Origin of the sequence: Nocardia carnea NBRC 14403, assembly GCF_000308515.1 — a bacterium.
Taxonomy (GTDB): Bacteria; Actinomycetota; Actinomycetes; order Mycobacteriales; family Mycobacteriaceae; genus Nocardia; species Nocardia carnea.
On record NZ_BAFV01000020.1, the window covers coordinates 168,874 to 184,655 of the forward strand.

Annotated in this window: 12 protein-coding genes; 7 read left to right on the forward strand and 5 right to left on the reverse strand. The window is 68.7% G+C overall.

The window, feature by feature from the left end; all coding sequences use genetic code 11:
- The first annotated feature begins 25 nt into the window (after positions 1–25).
- The 3 genes from ON22_RS07235 (at position 26) to holA (ending at position 3,987) form a co-directional block, all read left to right on the forward strand.
- Positions 26–919 carry a helix-hairpin-helix domain-containing protein gene (locus tag ON22_RS07235; RefSeq protein ID WP_033244730.1) on the forward strand — a complete coding sequence of 298 codons (894 nt, stop codon included), beginning with the start codon at positions 26–28 and terminating at the stop codon, positions 917–919.
- Positions 920–1,280: 361 nt separating this feature from the next.
- Positions 1,281–2,915, forward strand: coding sequence for a ComEC/Rec2 family competence protein (locus ON22_RS07240; RefSeq protein WP_231508613.1), 1,635 nt, complete (start codon positions 1,281–1,283; stop codon positions 2,913–2,915).
- A 100-nt stretch (positions 2,916–3,015) separates the two neighbouring features.
- On the forward strand, positions 3,016–3,987 hold the full coding sequence (holA, locus tag ON22_RS07245) for a DNA polymerase III subunit delta (protein WP_033244731.1): 972 nt from the start codon (positions 3,016–3,018) through the stop codon (positions 3,985–3,987).
- A 109-nt stretch (positions 3,988–4,096) separates the two neighbouring features.
- On the opposite strand, the gene ON22_RS07250 is transcribed toward holA, so the two are convergent.
- Positions 4,097–4,342 carry a hypothetical protein gene (locus ON22_RS07250; RefSeq protein ID WP_033245278.1) on the reverse strand — a complete coding sequence of 82 codons (246 nt, stop codon included), beginning with the start codon at positions 4,340–4,342 and terminating at the stop codon, positions 4,097–4,099.
- Positions 4,343–4,489: 147 nt separating this feature from the next.
- Positions 4,490–4,750 (reverse strand): 30S ribosomal protein S20, encoded by a 261-nt coding sequence (gene rpsT / locus ON22_RS07255; protein ID WP_033244732.1) that lies wholly within the window; start codon positions 4,748–4,750, stop codon positions 4,490–4,492.
- A gap of 317 nt (positions 4,751–5,067) precedes the next feature.
- Between rpsT and ON22_RS07260 the strand changes: the two genes are divergently transcribed.
- A complete protein-coding gene (locus tag ON22_RS07260; RefSeq protein WP_033244733.1) occupies positions 5,068–5,862 on the forward strand; it encodes an aquaporin in 795 nt (264 codons plus the stop codon).
- A 22-nt stretch (positions 5,863–5,884) separates the two neighbouring features.
- Here the strand turns inward: ON22_RS07260 and ON22_RS07265 are convergent, their stop codons facing one another.
- Entirely contained in the window at positions 5,885–6,466 is a 582-nt protein-coding gene (locus ON22_RS07265; RefSeq protein ID WP_033244734.1) for a type II toxin-antitoxin system PemK/MazF family toxin, read from the reverse strand.
- A 77-nt stretch (positions 6,467–6,543) separates the two neighbouring features.
- On the opposite strand from ON22_RS07265, the gene lepA reads away from it, so the two are divergent.
- From lepA to ON22_RS07280, 3 genes are all read left to right on the forward strand, one after another.
- Entirely contained in the window at positions 6,544–8,454 is a 1,911-nt protein-coding gene (lepA, locus tag ON22_RS07270) for a translation elongation factor 4 (protein WP_425339833.1), read from the forward strand.
- 143 nt (positions 8,455–8,597) lie between these two features.
- A complete protein-coding gene (locus ON22_RS07275; RefSeq protein ID WP_156052313.1) occupies positions 8,598–11,129 on the forward strand; it encodes a hypothetical protein in 2,532 nt (843 codons plus the stop codon).
- A 99-nt stretch (positions 11,130–11,228) separates the two neighbouring features.
- The gene (locus tag ON22_RS07280) at positions 11,229–13,034 is read left to right on the forward strand and encodes a P-loop NTPase family protein (RefSeq protein WP_033244737.1); all 1,806 of its coding nucleotides are present in this window, start codon (positions 11,229–11,231) and stop codon (positions 13,032–13,034) included.
- Between the two features lie 9 nt (positions 13,035–13,043).
- On the opposite strand, the gene ON22_RS07285 is transcribed toward ON22_RS07280, so the two are convergent.
- Together ON22_RS07285 and ON22_RS07290 are read right to left on the reverse strand one after the other, a co-directional pair.
- On the reverse strand, positions 13,044–15,059 hold the full coding sequence (locus tag ON22_RS07285; RefSeq protein WP_086007682.1) for a glycoside hydrolase family 15 protein: 2,016 nt from the start codon (positions 15,057–15,059) through the stop codon (positions 13,044–13,046).
- A 43-nt stretch (positions 15,060–15,102) separates the two neighbouring features.
- Positions 15,103–15,765 (reverse strand): class I SAM-dependent methyltransferase, encoded by a 663-nt coding sequence (locus ON22_RS07290; protein WP_033244738.1) that lies wholly within the window; start codon positions 15,763–15,765, stop codon positions 15,103–15,105.
- Positions 15,766–15,782 lie beyond the last annotated feature (17 nt).

Genomic DNA, 15,782 nt, shown 5'->3' on the forward strand with positions numbered 1-15,782 from the left:
CCGCTGCGGGCCTAGCGTCGCGAGCATGGCACGACAAGACGAGCGGGAACGGGTACACCGGCAGCTGGGCGGATACCACGGCGCCCGGCGCGACGATGCCGGGATCGATGCGCCGCACCCGAATACCGCACTCACCGACGATGACGACGGCGTCCGGACTCCGCGCTGGCTCGACGCCGGGCCGGGAGCGCCCACCTGGCGAGAACGCTTGATACCGCCCCGTTTCCGTGGGGCCCGACTGGATCCGGGCCGCCGCGGTGTGGCGACCATGGCGGGGGTCGGGCTCCTCGCCTGTCTGGTCACTCTGGTGGTGGTGTTCTGGGAGCGTCCGGTCGCGCAACCCGTCCCCCCGCTACCGGCCGCCCATCCCGCCGCGCTACCGGCCGCGGTACCGGTCTCCGCCCCGGCACCCGCCGCATCCGGAACCGCACCGGCCCCGCCACCACCGGCCGAGCTGGTGGTCAGCGTGGTGGGCCTGGTGCACCGGTCCGGTCTCGTCCGCTTACCACCGGGTGCCCGAGTTGCCGACGCCCTCGCCGCCGCCGGCGGAGCACTCTCCGGTGCCGATCTGACCGGGCTCAACCTCGCCCAGCGCCTGGCCGACGGCGACCAGGTCCGGGTCGGCCCCGCCGATACCGCGACCCCGCCGCCCGGTAGCGCCACGGTGAGCGCGGGGAAGTCCGTGGCGGCGGCCCCGGAGGCCGACGGCGCGGGCCCCACCACCGGCACCCCGGTGAACCTGAACACCGCCACCGAATCGGATCTCGACGCGCTGCCCGGTGTCGGCCCGGTCACCGCGAAGGCGATCATCGCCTGGCGGGAGACGAACGGACGGTTCACCGATGTGGAACAACTGGCCGAGGTCGACGGAATCGGCCCGGCCCGTCTCGCGCGACTGCGGGAACTGGTGACGGTATGACCGCGGCGCGCGATCCCGAGTCGGGAGCCGGAAGCCCGGCGCGGGCGGGTGGATCGACAGTCGGCAGACACGCGAGCCTGTGTGTTCGCGCGAATAAAGGCGGCGCCGTCGGGTCGGCCGACGAACCGGATAGCCGACGATTCCGCGCCTCGTTCGTCGTCACTTGCGCCGGTATCGGCTGGGCCGTGCTCAGCGAGTGTCGAGCGATAGGCGCGGGCCGACTGTGCGGCCCACCGGAAGCCGGTGGGATCCGTACCGTCCGGAGCGCGCTCGCCGCCGATTTCACCGGCGCTCGCGCACGGGATGTCAGGGCGGGGACGTGGAGCTGGTGGCTCGTGCGGACAATTGCCCGGCTCCTCCGGTGACCGGCGCGGAAAGTGAGGGGGACGCGGATCGAGATGACCGGCCGGGCGACGCTTTCGAAGGTGCTGCGCGGGTACTGGACGCCCGGCTGCTCCCGGCAGCCCTGGCCTGCTGGGCGGCAACGATCGCGGCGGTCGCCGCCGGATGGCTCACCGGGATCGTGGTGGCGGCCGGTCTCATCTCGGTGGCATTCGTTTCGTGGGCCCTGTTGTGGGCCGGGGTAGCCCACCGTAGTGAGCGCTACCGCGTGGTCGCGACGACGATCGTCGGTGCCGCCGTGCTCGGCGCGGGGTTCGCCCTGGCGGGTGCATGGCGCGAACATCAGGTGACCGTGCACCCGCTCCGGGCGGTACCGGACGAGGCGACGGTGCACGTGGTGATCACTCCGTCCGACGATCCGAAACCCGTGCGGAGCAGCGGGTCCGGGGCGGGCCGGCTGTGGGTGGTGCGAGGCGGTCTGAATGAGTTCCGTTACCGCGACGAGGTGGTTCGGGCCGGTGGGGCGGTGGTGGTGCTGGCCGCCGGCCCGCACTGGGGAGAACTGCTGCCGGGGCAGCCGATCGAATTCCGGGCCCGCACCGTGCCCCCGCGACAACACGATCTGACGGTCGTGACGCTTCGCCCGATCGGCCCGCCGGCCCCGGCCGGGCCGTTGCCTCGGTGGCAGGATCTGGCCGCGGGAGTGCGCGCGGATCTGGCCGCCGTCGCCCGGTCTGCCCTCACCCCCGACGCGGCCGGGCTGCTTCCCGCGCTGGTCGTGGGCGACACCTCGAACCTGTCCGATCGAGTCCACGAGGATTTCGTTGCCTCCGGACTACAGCATTTGACTGTTGTCAGCGGTGCGAACTTTTCTGTGCTCCTAACCGTGGTGCTGGCACTGGCCCGGGTGCTGACCTGCGGTCCACGGCTGTCGTTCTGCGCGACGGTGACCGCGCTGGTCTTCTTCGTCATCATCGCCCGGCCCGATCCGAGTGTGCTGCGGGCCGCCGCCATGGGGTCGGTCACGCTGCTCGCCCTGCTGACCGGTCGCCGGAAACAGGCGTTGCCCGCACTGTGCGCCGCGGTGATCGGGCTGCTCGCCCTGTGGCCATCTCTCGCAGTGCAGGCCGGTTTCGCGCTCTCGGTCATGGCCACCGGCGCCTTATTGTTGCTGGCACCGAGCTGGGCCGACTATCTCCGTGACCACGGCTGGTGGCGGTTGCCCGCCGAACTGGTCGCCGTTGCCGCCGCTGCCTTCGTCGTCACCACACCGATCACCATCGCCCTGTCCGGCAAGGTCAGCATGCTGGCGGTGATCGCGAATATCCTTGTGGCACCGGTGATCGCACCGATCACCGTTCTCGGGGCGGCAGCGGCAGTGGTAGCCACCCTCTGGTACCCGCCCGCGGAGCTGATCCTGCACCTCACCGGCCCACCGCTGTGGTGGCTGCTCACCGTGGCCACCGAAGCAGCCGGGGTCTCCGGTGCGCTGCTCACCGTGCCCGGCGGGTCAGCGGGCGGGCTGCTCGCCGCCTGCGCTGCGGCTGCCGGGATTGCGGTGTTGCGCGTTGCGAGGCTACGGCGATACCTGGTGGCCACCGCAGTCGGCGTTGCTACCGCCTATCTTCCGTTCCTTCTGTGGTGGCACTGGTGAGCAGCGATCTCGAGGCTCGTACCGTGCGCCTGCACGCGGATGCAGTGCCCGGTGAGGTCGATCCCGGGAACGGTCGGGGTCTCGCCGTACGATCGGAGCCGTGAGCGAGCGAGCGGCGGCGGTGCATCTGGTCCTGGGGGAAGAAGAACTGCTGATCCAGCGGGCGATTGCGGGGGTGACGGCACAGGTGCGGGCGGTCGCGCCCGATCCGGAATCCGTCCCGGTCGACCGGCTGCGCGCGGGTGATGCCAGTAGTGCGGAACTGGCCGAGTTGCTGAGTCCCTCGCTGTTCGCCGAGGATCGGGTGATCATCCTCGAATCGGCGGATCAGGCCGGTAAGGATGCCGTGGCCGTGATCACCGAAGCCGTTACGGACCCGCCCGAGGGGGTGGTGCTGATGGTGGTGCATTCCGGTGGCGGCCGGGCCAAGGCACTGGTGCCGGCGCTGCGGAAGGCCGGGGCGGAGGTCCACGAATGCGCCAAACTCACCAAGGCCTCCGAACGTGCCGAATTCGTGCGGGCCGAATTCCGGGCGGCGGGAGCGCGGGTCTCCGGTGACGTCGTGCAGGAGGTGCTGGATGCGGTGGGGTCGGAGCTGCGGGAGCTGGCGGCCGCCTGTTCGCAGCTGGTCGCCGATACCGGCGGGAAAGTCGATCTCGCGGCCGTGCGCCGGTACTACTCCGGTAAGGCCGAAGTATCGGGTTTCGAGGTCGCGGATCTGACCGTCGCCGGGAACAGGGCCGGTGCGGTGGAGGCGTTGCGCTGGGCGCAGGACCGCGGGGTTCCGCATGTGGTGCTCGCGGACGCACTCGCCGATTCCGTGCATACGATCGCGAAGGTCGGGTCGGCAGGGCGCGGTGACCCGTTCAAATTGGCGGGACCGCTGGGACTGCCACCGTGGAAGGTGAAGAAGGCGCAGGGGCAGGCACGCGGCTGGTCACCGGCCGCGATCGGCTCCGCGCTGCAGGTCGTGGCGACGCTGAACGCTGATGTGAAAGGTGGGGCAGCGGACTCCGGGTTCGCCCTCGAGGACGCCGTGCTGAAGCTGCTGGCGCTACAGGGACGTGACTGAGGCCGCCGTGCCGGAGGTTGCCGGGGTATGAGTGTGTGGCCGCGGTGCCGGAGCCGCGGGAAAGTGGTCGAGGGAATGTCGTGTGGTCTGCCGGCCCGGCCGGGACCGGTCAGTCGACCGCGCTGAGCTCCAGCGCTTCCTCGGCGACCTCGTCGAAACGCCCGTCCCACTCCTCGTAGACGGGGGTCTCCTCTTCCCTGGTGACCATCCAGACGACGACCTGGCTGCCGTCGTCATCGGCGGATACCTGCACATTCTCGATTTTCACGCCGATACCGAGTACCTCGGCGGCGCGGATGACGCCGGGCAGATCCTCGGCTTGGACGACCGACTGGTTCGCATACAACATAACCATGGGCCGCATGCTACGACAGCCGCTCGGCCTCCGGGCGGCCGCCATCCGGTACTGCCTCGGAAAACATGCCCTGACCGAGCCCGGGCATACCAAAAGCCGCCGTGGTCATCGAAGCCGCGGCGGCTTTGTGCGAAAGAGTTCGAGCTGTCAGAGCTTGTTCAGCGCGAGGGCCATCGCCGACTTCTTGTTGGCGGCCTGGTTCGCGTGGATGACGCCCTTGGAGGCGGCCTTGTCGAGCTTGCGGCTCACGAACTGCAGGCGCGTGGTGGCGGCTTCCTTGTCGCCGGCCGCGGCGGCGGCGCGGAAGGCACGGATATGGGTGCGCAGTTCGGATTTCACCGACTGATTGCGCTGGCGCGCCGCCTCGTTGGTGCGGATCCGCTTGATCTGGGATTTGATATTGGCCACGCCGGTATCCTCTGGTTCCTGTCTGGTTCGGTCGGAAAAGTCTGTATGCGCGTACCAATCCTGATTACAGCCGGCTCGGAATACTCCGGGCGCGGGGTACGGCAATGCCGATTCGCCAGGTTACCAGCAGCGGGCGTGGCCGCGAAATCGCGGGTGCGTTGCAACACCGTGACCTGGCCGTATGTCGTTGTGAAGAGCGTTCGTGCGGCGTAAGGTGCCGGGAAGTTCGGCCCATATGGTTCGCAGCAGGACTCAGGTTTTCCCGGTGCGCGCCCCGGTATCCGGCGGGGCGGCGATCTTCTCGGAAGGCGGCGTTCATGTCTCCCACTGCGCAGGAACGAGAAGCTGTACTCGAAGGTGTCGAGCCCGCGGATATCTCCGATACCAGGAAATGGATCGCCGAGGCCCTCGGCACGTTCGTCCTGGTGATGGGAGGTGTCGGGACGGCTGTTCTGGCCGGTGAGAAGGTGGGGCCGCTGGGGGTCGCGCTGGCGTTCGGCCTGTCTCTGCTCGTCTTGGTCTACGCGATCGGGCCCGTCTCCGGTTGTCATGTCAACCCCGCGGTGACGGTGGGGCAGCTCATGATGGGCAGGCTTTCGCCGATGAGCGCGGTGGGCTACATCGTCTCCCAGGTGATCGGCGGTCTGCTCGCCGGCCTGGTGTTGTTCGCGATTGCCAAGAACCTGCCCTCCTACGACCGCGCTTCGGCGGGGCTGGGCGCCAACGGCTGGGGTGAGCACAGTCCGTCGGCGGTCACCGGTCCGGCCGGTGAGGTGGTGATCCAGGAGGGGTACGGGATGGCCGCGATGATCATCGTCGAGGTGATGCTGACCGCGCTGCTCGTTTTCGTGGTGCTGGCCGCGACCGACCGGATTTCCGAGATTCCGCAGGCCGGGATGGCCATCGGTTTCACCCTTGCGCTCATCCACCTGATCTCGATCCCGGTCGACAACACCTCGGTGAACCCGGCCCGCAGCCTGGCCGTGGCGCCCTACCAGGACGGGGCGATGGGGCAGTTGTGGGCGTTCATCGTGTTCCCGCTGATCGGTGGTGTGCTCGGCGCACTGCTGTACGGGATGCTTTTCGGGCGGTCCCGGGAACTGCAGGCCTGATCCGGCGGTGCCGGGGCGCGGCTCAGCTCCAGTGGTATTCCCGGACCAGGCGATGCGCCACCCGGTCGAACAGTGTGCGCGGCAGGATGGCGCCCTCCCGGCGGATACCGTCCTCGGGGACGTCGAGTACCCGGTCCAGCCGGACCCAGCTGTCGCGGCCCTGGTGGTCCCAGGTGCCGGCGCCGATCCCGACCCATTCGGGATCGTGGTCGCGGTCCGGGTTCGAGCTGAGCATCAGCCCGAGCAGAGTGCGCCCGTCGCGCCCGACCACCAGCACGGGCCGGTCCTTGCCGTTGTCCGGATCCTCCTCGAAGGGCACCCAGGTCCAGACGATTTCGCCGGGATCGGCGCGGCCGTCGAGCTGGGGCGCGTAGACCACCTGGCGGGCGCGCTGTCCGGTCGGGACCGGGGCGGAGGCTGCCGGGCGGACCGGGATGCCTTTGGGGCCGGTCACCGCGCGCGGGGCCCGGCGGGTGGCACGGGAGCTGCCACGGACCAGTAGCGCCTCCACCAGTCGTGGTGCCTGCCGCCGGACGAGCTTCGGCCCCTGCTGTATCGCGATCGCGGTGAGCTGTTTGCCGAGACTGTTCCAACTGCGGGGCATCTCAGGAGAATAACGGCACACCCGCCGGGTGGAGTATCGCCGCGGGGCGGGACCGGGGGCCGGTGGTCCGGTTCACCATGGGACGATGGTCGCCAGTACGCCCGATACCCATGAGGAGTGGAGTGCCCGCCAGCTTCGCCGATACGACGTTCACCGATCCGTCGCGGATCCGGAACTTCTGCATCATCGCGCATATCGACCACGGCAAGTCGACGCTGGCCGATCGGATGCTGCAGCTCACCGGGGTCGTCGAGGAGCGGCAGATGCGCGCGCAGTACCTCGACCGGATGGATATCGAACGCGAACGCGGTATCACCATCAAGGCTCAGAACGTCCGGCTGCCGTGGACGCCCGAAACCGGCGAGCACGTGGGCGAGGAATTCGTTCTGCATCTGATCGATACCCCGGGCCACGTCGACTTCACCTATGAGGTCTCGCGGGCGCTGGAGGCCTGTGAAGGCGCGATCCTGCTGGTGGACGCCGCGCAGGGGATCGAGGCGCAGACGCTGGCGAACCTGTATCTGGCGCTGGACAAGGATCTGGAGATCATCCCGGTCCTCAACAAGATCGACCTACCGGCGGCCGATCCGGAGCGTTACGCGGCCGAGCTGGCTCATATCGTCGGCTGCGAACCCGAGGATGTGCTGCGGGTATCCGGTAAGACCGGGGTGGGTGTGACCGAACTGTTGGATCGGGTGATCGAGCGGGTGCCGGCACCGGTCGGCGACGCCGACGCACCGGCCCGGGCGATGATCTTCGACTCGGTCTACGACACCTACCGCGGTGTGGTCACCTATGTCCGTGTGGTGGACGGCAAGCTGACCCCGCGCGAGAAGATCAAGATGATGTCCACCGGCGCCACCCATGAACTGCTGGAGATCGGGATCGTCTCCCCGGAACCCAAACCCACGCAGGGGCTGGGGGTCGGCGAGGTCGGCTACCTGATCACCGGTGTGAAGGATGTGCGGCAGTCGAAGGTCGGCGATACCGTCACCTCCGCACGGGGCGGTGCCACCGAACCGCTCACCGGGTATCGCGAACCCCGGCCCATGGTGTACTCCGGGCTGTATCCGGTGGACGGCTCCGACTATCCGGTCCTCCGGGATGCGCTGGACAAACTCCAGCTCAACGATGCCGCGCTCACCTACGAGCCGGAGACCTCGGTGGCGCTCGGCTTCGGTTTCCGCTGTGGCTTCCTGGGCCTGCTGCATATGGAGATCACCCGGGAGCGGCTGCAGCGCGAATTCGGGCTCGACCTGATCTCCACCGCACCGAACGTGGTGTACCGGGTGGTGATGGAGGACGATGCGGAGCACACCGTCACCAACCCTTCGTTCTGGCCGGAAGGCAAGGTGCGCCAGGTCTTCGAACCGGTGGTGAAGGTCACGATCATCGCGCCGAGCGAGTTCATCGGCGCGATCATGGAACTGTGCCAGTCGCGCCGCGGTGACCTCGGCGGGATGGACTATCTGTCCGAGACCCGGGTGGAGCTTCGCTATACCCTGCCGCTGGCCGAGATCATCTTCGATTTCTTCGATTCGCTGAAATCACGTACCCGCGGCTACGCCTCGCTGGACTACGAGGAGGCAGGCGAACGGGAATCGCAGCTGGTGAAGGTCGATATCCTGCTGCAGGGTGAGGCCGTGGACGCGTTCAGCGCCATCGTGCACCGCGACGCCGCGCAGGCCTACGGCCACAAGATGACCACCAAACTGCGTGAGCTGATCCCGCGCCAGCAGTTCGAGGTGCCGATCCAGGCGGCCATCGGTTCGAAGATCATCGCCCGGGAGAACATCCGCGCCATCCGCAAGGATGTGCTGGCCAAATGCTACGGCGGCGATATCAGCCGTAAGCGCAAACTGCTGGAGAAGCAGAAGGAAGGCAAGAAGCGGATGAAGACCATCGGCCGGGTGGACGTCCCGCAGGAAGCGTTCGTGGCCGCGCTGTCCTCCGACGCCCAGTCCGATAAACCGAAGGACAAGAAGTAGCTGCCGGTTTCCGCTGTCCCTCGCCCCGCCTGGATATCTGCTGATAACGAAAATGTGACAGCAGTAGATGTCGACAATAGGCTGGTGGCGGATCCGCGCCGGACGACGGCGGCGCGGTCGCCGGTGCACGCGAGAGTGGAGTTATGCCAATGGCGAGTGATCTGCCGTTCGACGACGAGGAAGAGGTCGCCGAGCGGGGCGGTGACGCCGCCTATCGTATTGCCAGCGCCACCGCGCGAGTTGCCCGCGGCGGCGCCTATGTGACCGGTGGCGCGCTGGTTGCTGCCAACGGTGGCGGGGTCCCGGCGTCGCCCGAAGAGCTGGACAGCCGCAATGCCGGCTGGGCCCACAATGTCGACCCGGATCCCGATGTCCCCAGCCCGGTGGTCACCTTTCCGGACCCGGAACCGGTTGCGCCGCAAGATATGCCGTTCGGCTCGCCGGGCGATGCGAGCGTGACGATGCCGCTGCCGCACGGAACCTTCGATATCCAGGTCGGTCGTCCGGGGGAGTTCGGCTTCGAGGATCTGGACTCCTATAGCGCGCCGTACATGGATCAGGTCCCGGGATTGGAGCTGATCCCCGGTGGTCCGGACGGCGATTTTCCCGGATCCGATTTCGTCCCCGGGGCCCCGGGAACGGGTGTGCCGGAGTCGAATGTTCCGGGTCTGCCGGAGTTCGGCCCCCCGGCCGGCCCCGGCGGGATTCCGGGGCTGGACGATATTCCCGGCCTGGGTGGCGATATCCCCGGCCTGGGCGGGAATTTTCCCGGTGCGGGCAACGAAGGTCCCGGTGCGCCCGGCGGTTTCGAGCTGCCGGCACCGGGTGATGCCTTCAAGACCGATATCTTCGACCTGCCCGGGTTCGGCTTGAATCCGGCCGGTCAGCCGAAGTCGGTGGCACAGACCTCCGATTCCGGGCCCTCCGATTGGGATTTCGGCGTCTCCGATGTGCTGGCCGCGCGGACGACCACGGGGGACGGTGGCCCCGGCGCCGACGATTCCTGGTTCGAGTTCTCCCTGGATGCCGGTGGCAGCGGGTTCGCCGGGCTGGCGCTCGGCGGTGCCGGCGGGTCGGTGCGGGTCGAATCGGATATGGACATCGATATCTCGATGGGCCCCGGCGGTGTCCGGGTCGACAGCGACTGGGATTTCGGGATCACGGCCGATGACGCCTTCTCCCTCGACGATCAGCTCGATCAGTACACCGGCTGGATGCAGGCCGGTGCCGCGGAATCGGCGTCCGCCGGTGGGCAGCCGGGTGTTTCGGAACCCGGCGGTCCGGCGGATGTGGACGCGGTGGTGCAGCGCGACGATGCCCTGATCGCGGTGGGCGGCAGCACCACCGGCACCGGAACGGGCGCTGCCTCGACGCAGAACGCGGCGGGCACCGCCGGTCCGGCGACCTCCGGGATGTCGGTGGCACCGGCCGCTGCCCCGGCCCCGCTGCCCAGTGCCCCCGCACCGATGGCCGTCGCCCCCGTGGCACCTCCGGCGCCGGTTGCGGTCGCTCCGATGGCGCCCGTGGCACCCGCTCCGGTTGTGGCGGCGCCGGTTCCGCCGCCCGTGGCGCCGGTAGCCGTGGCTCCCGCGGTGCAGCCGGTCGCGGCCACCCCGTTGCAGACGACGGTGCAGCCCGATGTGGCGACCAGCCCGGTCGCGCACGTTTTCCAGCCGCCGGCGGGGCCCTCCCCGTTGACCGCCCCGGCGGCCCAGCTGCCGGATCTCTTCCACCGGCTGCCGCAGCCGGTGGAACCCGAGCTGCCCACCGAGCCGACGCTGCCGGGTGATTCCACCACGGTGCTGCCGACCACTACGGCGCCCGTGACGACCTCCGATGGTGTCACGACGACACCGGATACCACGACCACCGGCCCGGACGGCTCGACGACCACCGGCCCGGGCGGAACCACCACCACCACCGACGGCAGTACGACGTCGATCGGCGGCAGCACGACCTTGTTGCCGGGCATTACTACCTCCCCGCAGGACAGCACGACTTCCCCGCAGGACAGCACCACATCGCCGGACGGCTCGACCACGCCCACGGACCTCACCGAGACCACCGAAACCGGCGGCTCGGCACCGACGAGCAGTGCCGGGGAGTCGAGCACCGCCACCGAGGGATCTTCGACCACCGGCGAATCCGGCGGTGTGACCACCACCGCGCCCGGCTCTTCCACCGGTGATACCGGTGTCACCACCGCACCCATCGGCGGTGACACCGGTACGCCGAGCACCGGTGACCAGTCTTCGGGCACCACTCCGTCCACCGTCGATCTGCCCACTCAGCAGATCCCGACCGCGGATCAGTCCGCGCCGCAGGTACCGACGATGGAGCAGCCGCAGGTACCCACGGTCAGCATGCCCGCCCAGCAGCCGACTGTGCCCGATGTGCAGCAGCCGAGCATGCCGGACGCGCAACTGCCGACGATGCCGCAGCCGATGCCGACACCGTTGCCCGCGCCACAGGTCAAGCCGATCGCCGAGCACGGCGCCGTGGTCGTTCCGTACGATGTGCACGGGGTCGCCACTGCCACCCCCTACACCGATCACACGGTGCTGGGGTTCGCCGGTGGCGAGCTGACCGGTGATCTGTCGGCGGGATTTGTGCCGCATACCGGGACAGTGGCCGAAGATCCGGTTCCCGACCCCGCCTTCTGGGTATATTTCTGACGGTTCACGATCCCGGATTCGATCCGGTCGGGTGGGCGGGGGTGAAACGGCCGATCGTGGCCGCAAGACGTATTGTGACCGAGAGCGAAGGAGCAGGGCTTGTCTGCCGTAGCCGGACCGCAGGCCGCCACGGTGAAGAATCCGGATGTGATGGCCCCGCTCATCCAGATCATCGACGAGTTGCGGGATGTTTCCCGCACCGCCAGCCGTAACGATCTCCGGGGCCGGCTCGGAATGGTCCGCGCCCGGGTCGCCGATACGCGGGTGCGGCTGGTGGTGGTCGGTCCGCCGAAGAGCGGGATGAGCACCCTGGTGAACGCACTGGCCGGAGCGCCGGTCAGCGCCACCGACAGCCCGATCAGTGTGCCGTCGATCGTGGAGTACGGCCCCGAAGCGACGGCCACCCTGGTCCGGCGGGAGGGCGGCGGCCGGGTCCGGCGCCAGCCCGTGGATCCGCTGAATCCGGCCCCGGCGCTGGCGGCCAAGGGCGTGATCCGCGCCGATTTCACCCACCCCAGCCCGCTGCTGGCCGAGGGCATCGTGCTGATGGACGCGCCGGGTGCCGCGGTGCAGGACAGCACCACCTGGTCGATGATCGCGGCTGCTGATGCGGTGCTGTATGTGAGCGATGCCGATACCGCCTACAACCGGGATCAGATCGCGCATCTGCGGCGGATCGGGCAGATCTGCCCCACGGTGATCTGTGTGCTCAACAAGATCGACCGCAATCCGCACTGGGCGCAGGTGCAGGAGCTCAACCGGGAACTGCTCGACGAGGCCGGGCTCGGCTTTGCGGTGGCGCCGGTTTCGGCGCAACTGCACCATCAGGCGCAGCGGGCCGGTAATCAGCAGCGGGCGATCGAATCCGGGGTACCGCAGTTGGTCGAGCATCTGCGCGACTATGTGGTGGCCCATGCCGATGCCATGGCTGTGAAATCCGCGGTCCGCGATATCCAGCTCGTGGGCGATCATCTCGGGGTCGTGTTGCGTACCGAGGCCGACGCGCTACGCGATCCGCGGCGGCGTGCCCATGTGACCCAGCAACTGGCCACCGCCCGGGATCAGGCCGACCAGCTGCGACAGCGCACCGCGACCTGGCAGGTCACGCTGGCCGACGGTAGTACCGAACTGATGGCCGATATCGAGCACGATCTGCGGCACCGCCTGCGGGCGCTGGCACGCGACGCCGAGGCCGAGATCTCGGGAACCGATCCGGCCCCGCACTGGAACCGGTTCGGTACCGACCTGGAGTCCCGGATCGCCGGAGCCATCGCCGAGAATTTCGAAACGGCCAACGACCGGGCCGAGGAGCTCGGAGAACAAGTGGCGGCCCGCTTCCCCGCCGATCATCGCCGGCCCGATCTACCCGATATTCGTCCGCAATACGCGTCCGATCTGCTGGAGAGCGTCGCACCGCTGGAATCGTTGCAGAGCGCGAAATCGAGTGTCCTCGATCAGTTCCTGTCCGCGCTGCGGGGCTCCTACGGCGGCATCCTCATGGTCGGTGTCGCCACCAGCCTGCTGGGGATGTCACTGGTGAACTGGTATTCGGCTGCGGCGGGTGTTCTGCTCGGCCTGCATGCCCTGTGGGAGGACCGGCGGGCGCGCCGGATGCGGCGGCAAGCGGAGGCCAAGGTGGCGTTGTCGCGGCTGATGGACGATGTGGTCTTCCAGGTCGGTAAGGAGTCGCGCACCCGGCTGCGGGAGGTGCAACGCGTGCTGCGGGACCATTTCACCGATATCGCCACCGATGCGTTGCGTGCGGCGGACGAGGCGTTGCGGGTGGCCGAGGAGGCCGGCGCGCAATACGGCGACCGGGGCGCGGAACGGCTCGCCCGGCTCGATACCGATATGGGTAAGTTGCGCGATCTGCGGCAGCAGGCCGACAGTATCGCCGCCGCCTGACGGCGATCGTCAGCGCATCCCGCCGATATCGCGGGGGCGGCTGCGCCACGGGGTGCCGCCGGTCCTGTCGTGCGCCGGCCGGAAGGAACCGGCCGGTTCCGCGCCTTCGGCCCGGATCAGGTGGGTGACGGCGTTGATCAGGGCGAGATGGGTGAATGCCTGCGGGAAATTACCGAGCTGGCGGCCGGTATAAGGGTCGATCTCCTCGGCGTAGAGCTTGAGCGGGCCGGCATGGGTGAGCAGGCGTTCGCACAGGACGCGGGCACGGTCGATCTCCCCGATTTCCACCAGCGCCGAAACCAGCCAGAACGAACAGATGGTGAAGGTGCCTTCGGCGCCCGACATTCCGTCGTCGGTGGATTCGGTGCGGTAGCGCAGGACCAGCCCGTTCTCGGTGAGCTCGTCGGCGATACCGAGAACGGTGGCGCGGACCCGCGGATCGTCGGCGGGCAGGAACCGGGTCAGCACCACGAGCAGTAGCGAGGCGTCCAGTGTGGAACCGCCGTAGACCTGGGTGAACCGGCCGCGCTCGTCCACCCCGTTGGCCAGGACATCGGCCCGGATCTCCGCCGCGATCCCATGCCATTTCCGGGCGATCCGCGCCTGGCCGTGCAGTTCGGCCAGCCGCGCGCCACGATCCAGCGCGACCCAGCACATCACCTTCGAGGAGGTGAAATGCTGTGGTTCGCCGCGTACCTCCCACAGGCCGCGGTCGGGTTCGCGCCAGTTCGCGATGGCGGCATCGACCTGGCGTTTCAGCATGGGCCACAGCGTTTCCGGAACATGTTGGCGCGATTTCACGTGCAGGTACACCGCGTCCAGCATGGTGCCCCAGATATCGTGTTGTTCCTGGTCGAATGCGCCGTTGCCGATGCGCACGGGTGCGGCGTGACCGTAGCCGGAGAGGTGGTCGAGGGTCGATTCGGGGATGTGGCGTTCGCCGCCGATCCCGTAGAGAACCTGCAGCGGGACCGGTTCGCCGTCGGGTCCGGTAGTGGCGTCGTGCAGGAAGGCAAAGAAATCGTCGGCTTCGCGGTCCAAACCGAGGGTGTAGAGACCCCAGAGGGCGAAACTGGAATCGCGTACCCAGGAGTAGCGGTAGTCCCAGTTACGTTCCCCGCCGGGTGTTTCCGGTAGCGAGGTGGTGCCCGCCGCCATCAGCGCGCCGGTCGGGGCGTAGGTGAGGCCCTTCAAGGTGAGCGCGCTGCGCTGCAGATAGCGGCGCCAGGGGTGGTCGGGGAAATCACCGAGGGTGATCCACTGCCGCCAGCATTCGATCGTGGTCCACATGTGTTCGGCGGCCTCGTCGAACGTGCGCGGGGCGGGCAGTTCGGACCAGGTGAGCGCGACATAGGCGGAGTCGCCCTCGGTCATCCGCGTGCGGGCGCGGGCTTCCCGGCCCTGCAGGCCCAGGCGCAGATCCGTGGTGAGCACCAGGCTCGGCCCGGCGGTCGGATCGGCGGCACAGACCGCGGTCGCTTCCTCGTACACCTTGCCGGTGTACTCCCAGGCGGCCGTTTCCCGGTGGTAGTCGAAGGACGGTTCGCAGCTCAGTTCGAGCTCGACGGTGCCGTTCACGCATTTGACCGTGCGCAGCAGCATATGCCCGGCATCCCAGTCGGTCGGGGTGCGCCGGTGCGTGCGGCTGCGCTGCTCGGTGCTGTGCCACGGGCCCAGGACCAGTGCGTCGCGCACGATCAGCCAGCCGGTCGCGGTCTGCCAGGTGGTTTCCAGGACCATGCCGCCCGGTAGATAGCGGCGGGCCGCGGGAACCGAATGCCCGTGCGGCCCCAGCCGGAAATGGCCGGCGCTGCGATCCAGCAGGGCACCGAACACGCTCGGTGAATCGGGGCGGGGTATGCACATCCACTCCACCGCGCCGCTGCCGGCGATCAGGCAGGTGGTTTCGCAGTCGGACAGGAATGCGTAATCGTCGATGGCCGGGAAGTTGTCCTCGCGACGCGGCGCCGCCGGGTGGGTGCCCGGCAGTCCGCTCGCCGGTGCTGCGTGCTCGGGACTCGGCATACCACCCATGATGTGTTGCCGAGGCCCGAGTCGCCACCATCGGTTACCCGGTGCGCCGGATTTGGGCGAGCCAGGCCACGACTTTCACCTTGCCCGCGGCGTCGACCGTCAGGTCACCGAGCTGGTCGGCATTGGATTCGGTGGCCCGCCCGTAATAGTGGTCGGGCCGGAGGTCCTCGAGCTCCCAGCCCGGTCCGGCGAAGGAATCGCGGATGAGGTCCGCCCCGATACGCGGGCCGAAACCCGGCTCCGCATCGGAGAGCGCCAGGATGTGCACATAGCCGCCGGGCTCACACAGCCGGTGCAGGGCGCGCACGTAGGCGGCGCGGGCCTCGTCTTCGTCCATGAACACGTGGAAAAGGGCGCTGTCGACGATGGTGTCGAAGGTGCCGAGCGGGTTGTCGGGCGAATCCCCGAGCGCGACCATATCGGCCACCTCGAACCGGGCCCCGGGTACGCCTTTGGCGGCGGCATTGCGCCGCGCATAGGCGACGGCGCTGGGGGAGAGGTCGACACCGCGGATGTCGTAACCCGCCGCGGTCAGCGCGATGGTGTGTTCGCCGGCGCCGGTCCCCGGGTCGAGTATCCGGCCGCGGATCCGGCCGGCGCGTTCCAGGGCGAGGATCGCGGGTTGCGGTTCGCCGATGATCCACGGCGCGGTGTCGTTGTCGTAGGCGGAGTTCCATACCTCGGTGGCCTCAGTCATGACTTCAGCCTGCAACC

Excerpts from the sequence above, each read along its gene's own strand:
- ON22_RS07265 (WP_033244734.1), bottom strand. The coding sequence starts at position 6,466 with ATGCCCCGCAGTTGGAACAGTCTCGGCAAACAGCTCACCGCGATCGCG.
- ON22_RS07260 (WP_033244733.1), top strand. The coding sequence starts at position 5,068 with ATGTCTCCCACTGCGCAGGAACGAGAAGCTGTACTCGAAGGTGTCGAG.
- ON22_RS07290 (WP_033244738.1), bottom strand. The coding sequence starts at position 15,765 with ATGACTGAGGCCACCGAGGTATGGAACTCCGCCTACGACAACGACACC.
- ON22_RS07250 (WP_033245278.1), bottom strand. The coding sequence starts at position 4,342 with ATGGTTATGTTGTATGCGAACCAGTCGGTCGTCCAAGCCGAGGATCTG.
- ON22_RS07275 (WP_156052313.1), top strand. The coding sequence starts at position 8,598 with ATGCCAATGGCGAGTGATCTGCCGTTCGACGACGAGGAAGAGGTCGCC.
- ON22_RS07235 (WP_033244730.1), top strand. The coding sequence starts at position 26 with ATGGCACGACAAGACGAGCGGGAACGGGTACACCGGCAGCTGGGCGGA.
- lepA (WP_425339833.1), top strand. The coding sequence starts at position 6,544 with ATGGGACGATGGTCGCCAGTACGCCCGATACCCATGAGGAGTGGAGTG.
- ON22_RS07285 (WP_086007682.1), bottom strand. The coding sequence starts at position 15,059 with ATGCCGAGTCCCGAGCACGCAGCACCGGCGAGCGGACTGCCGGGCACC.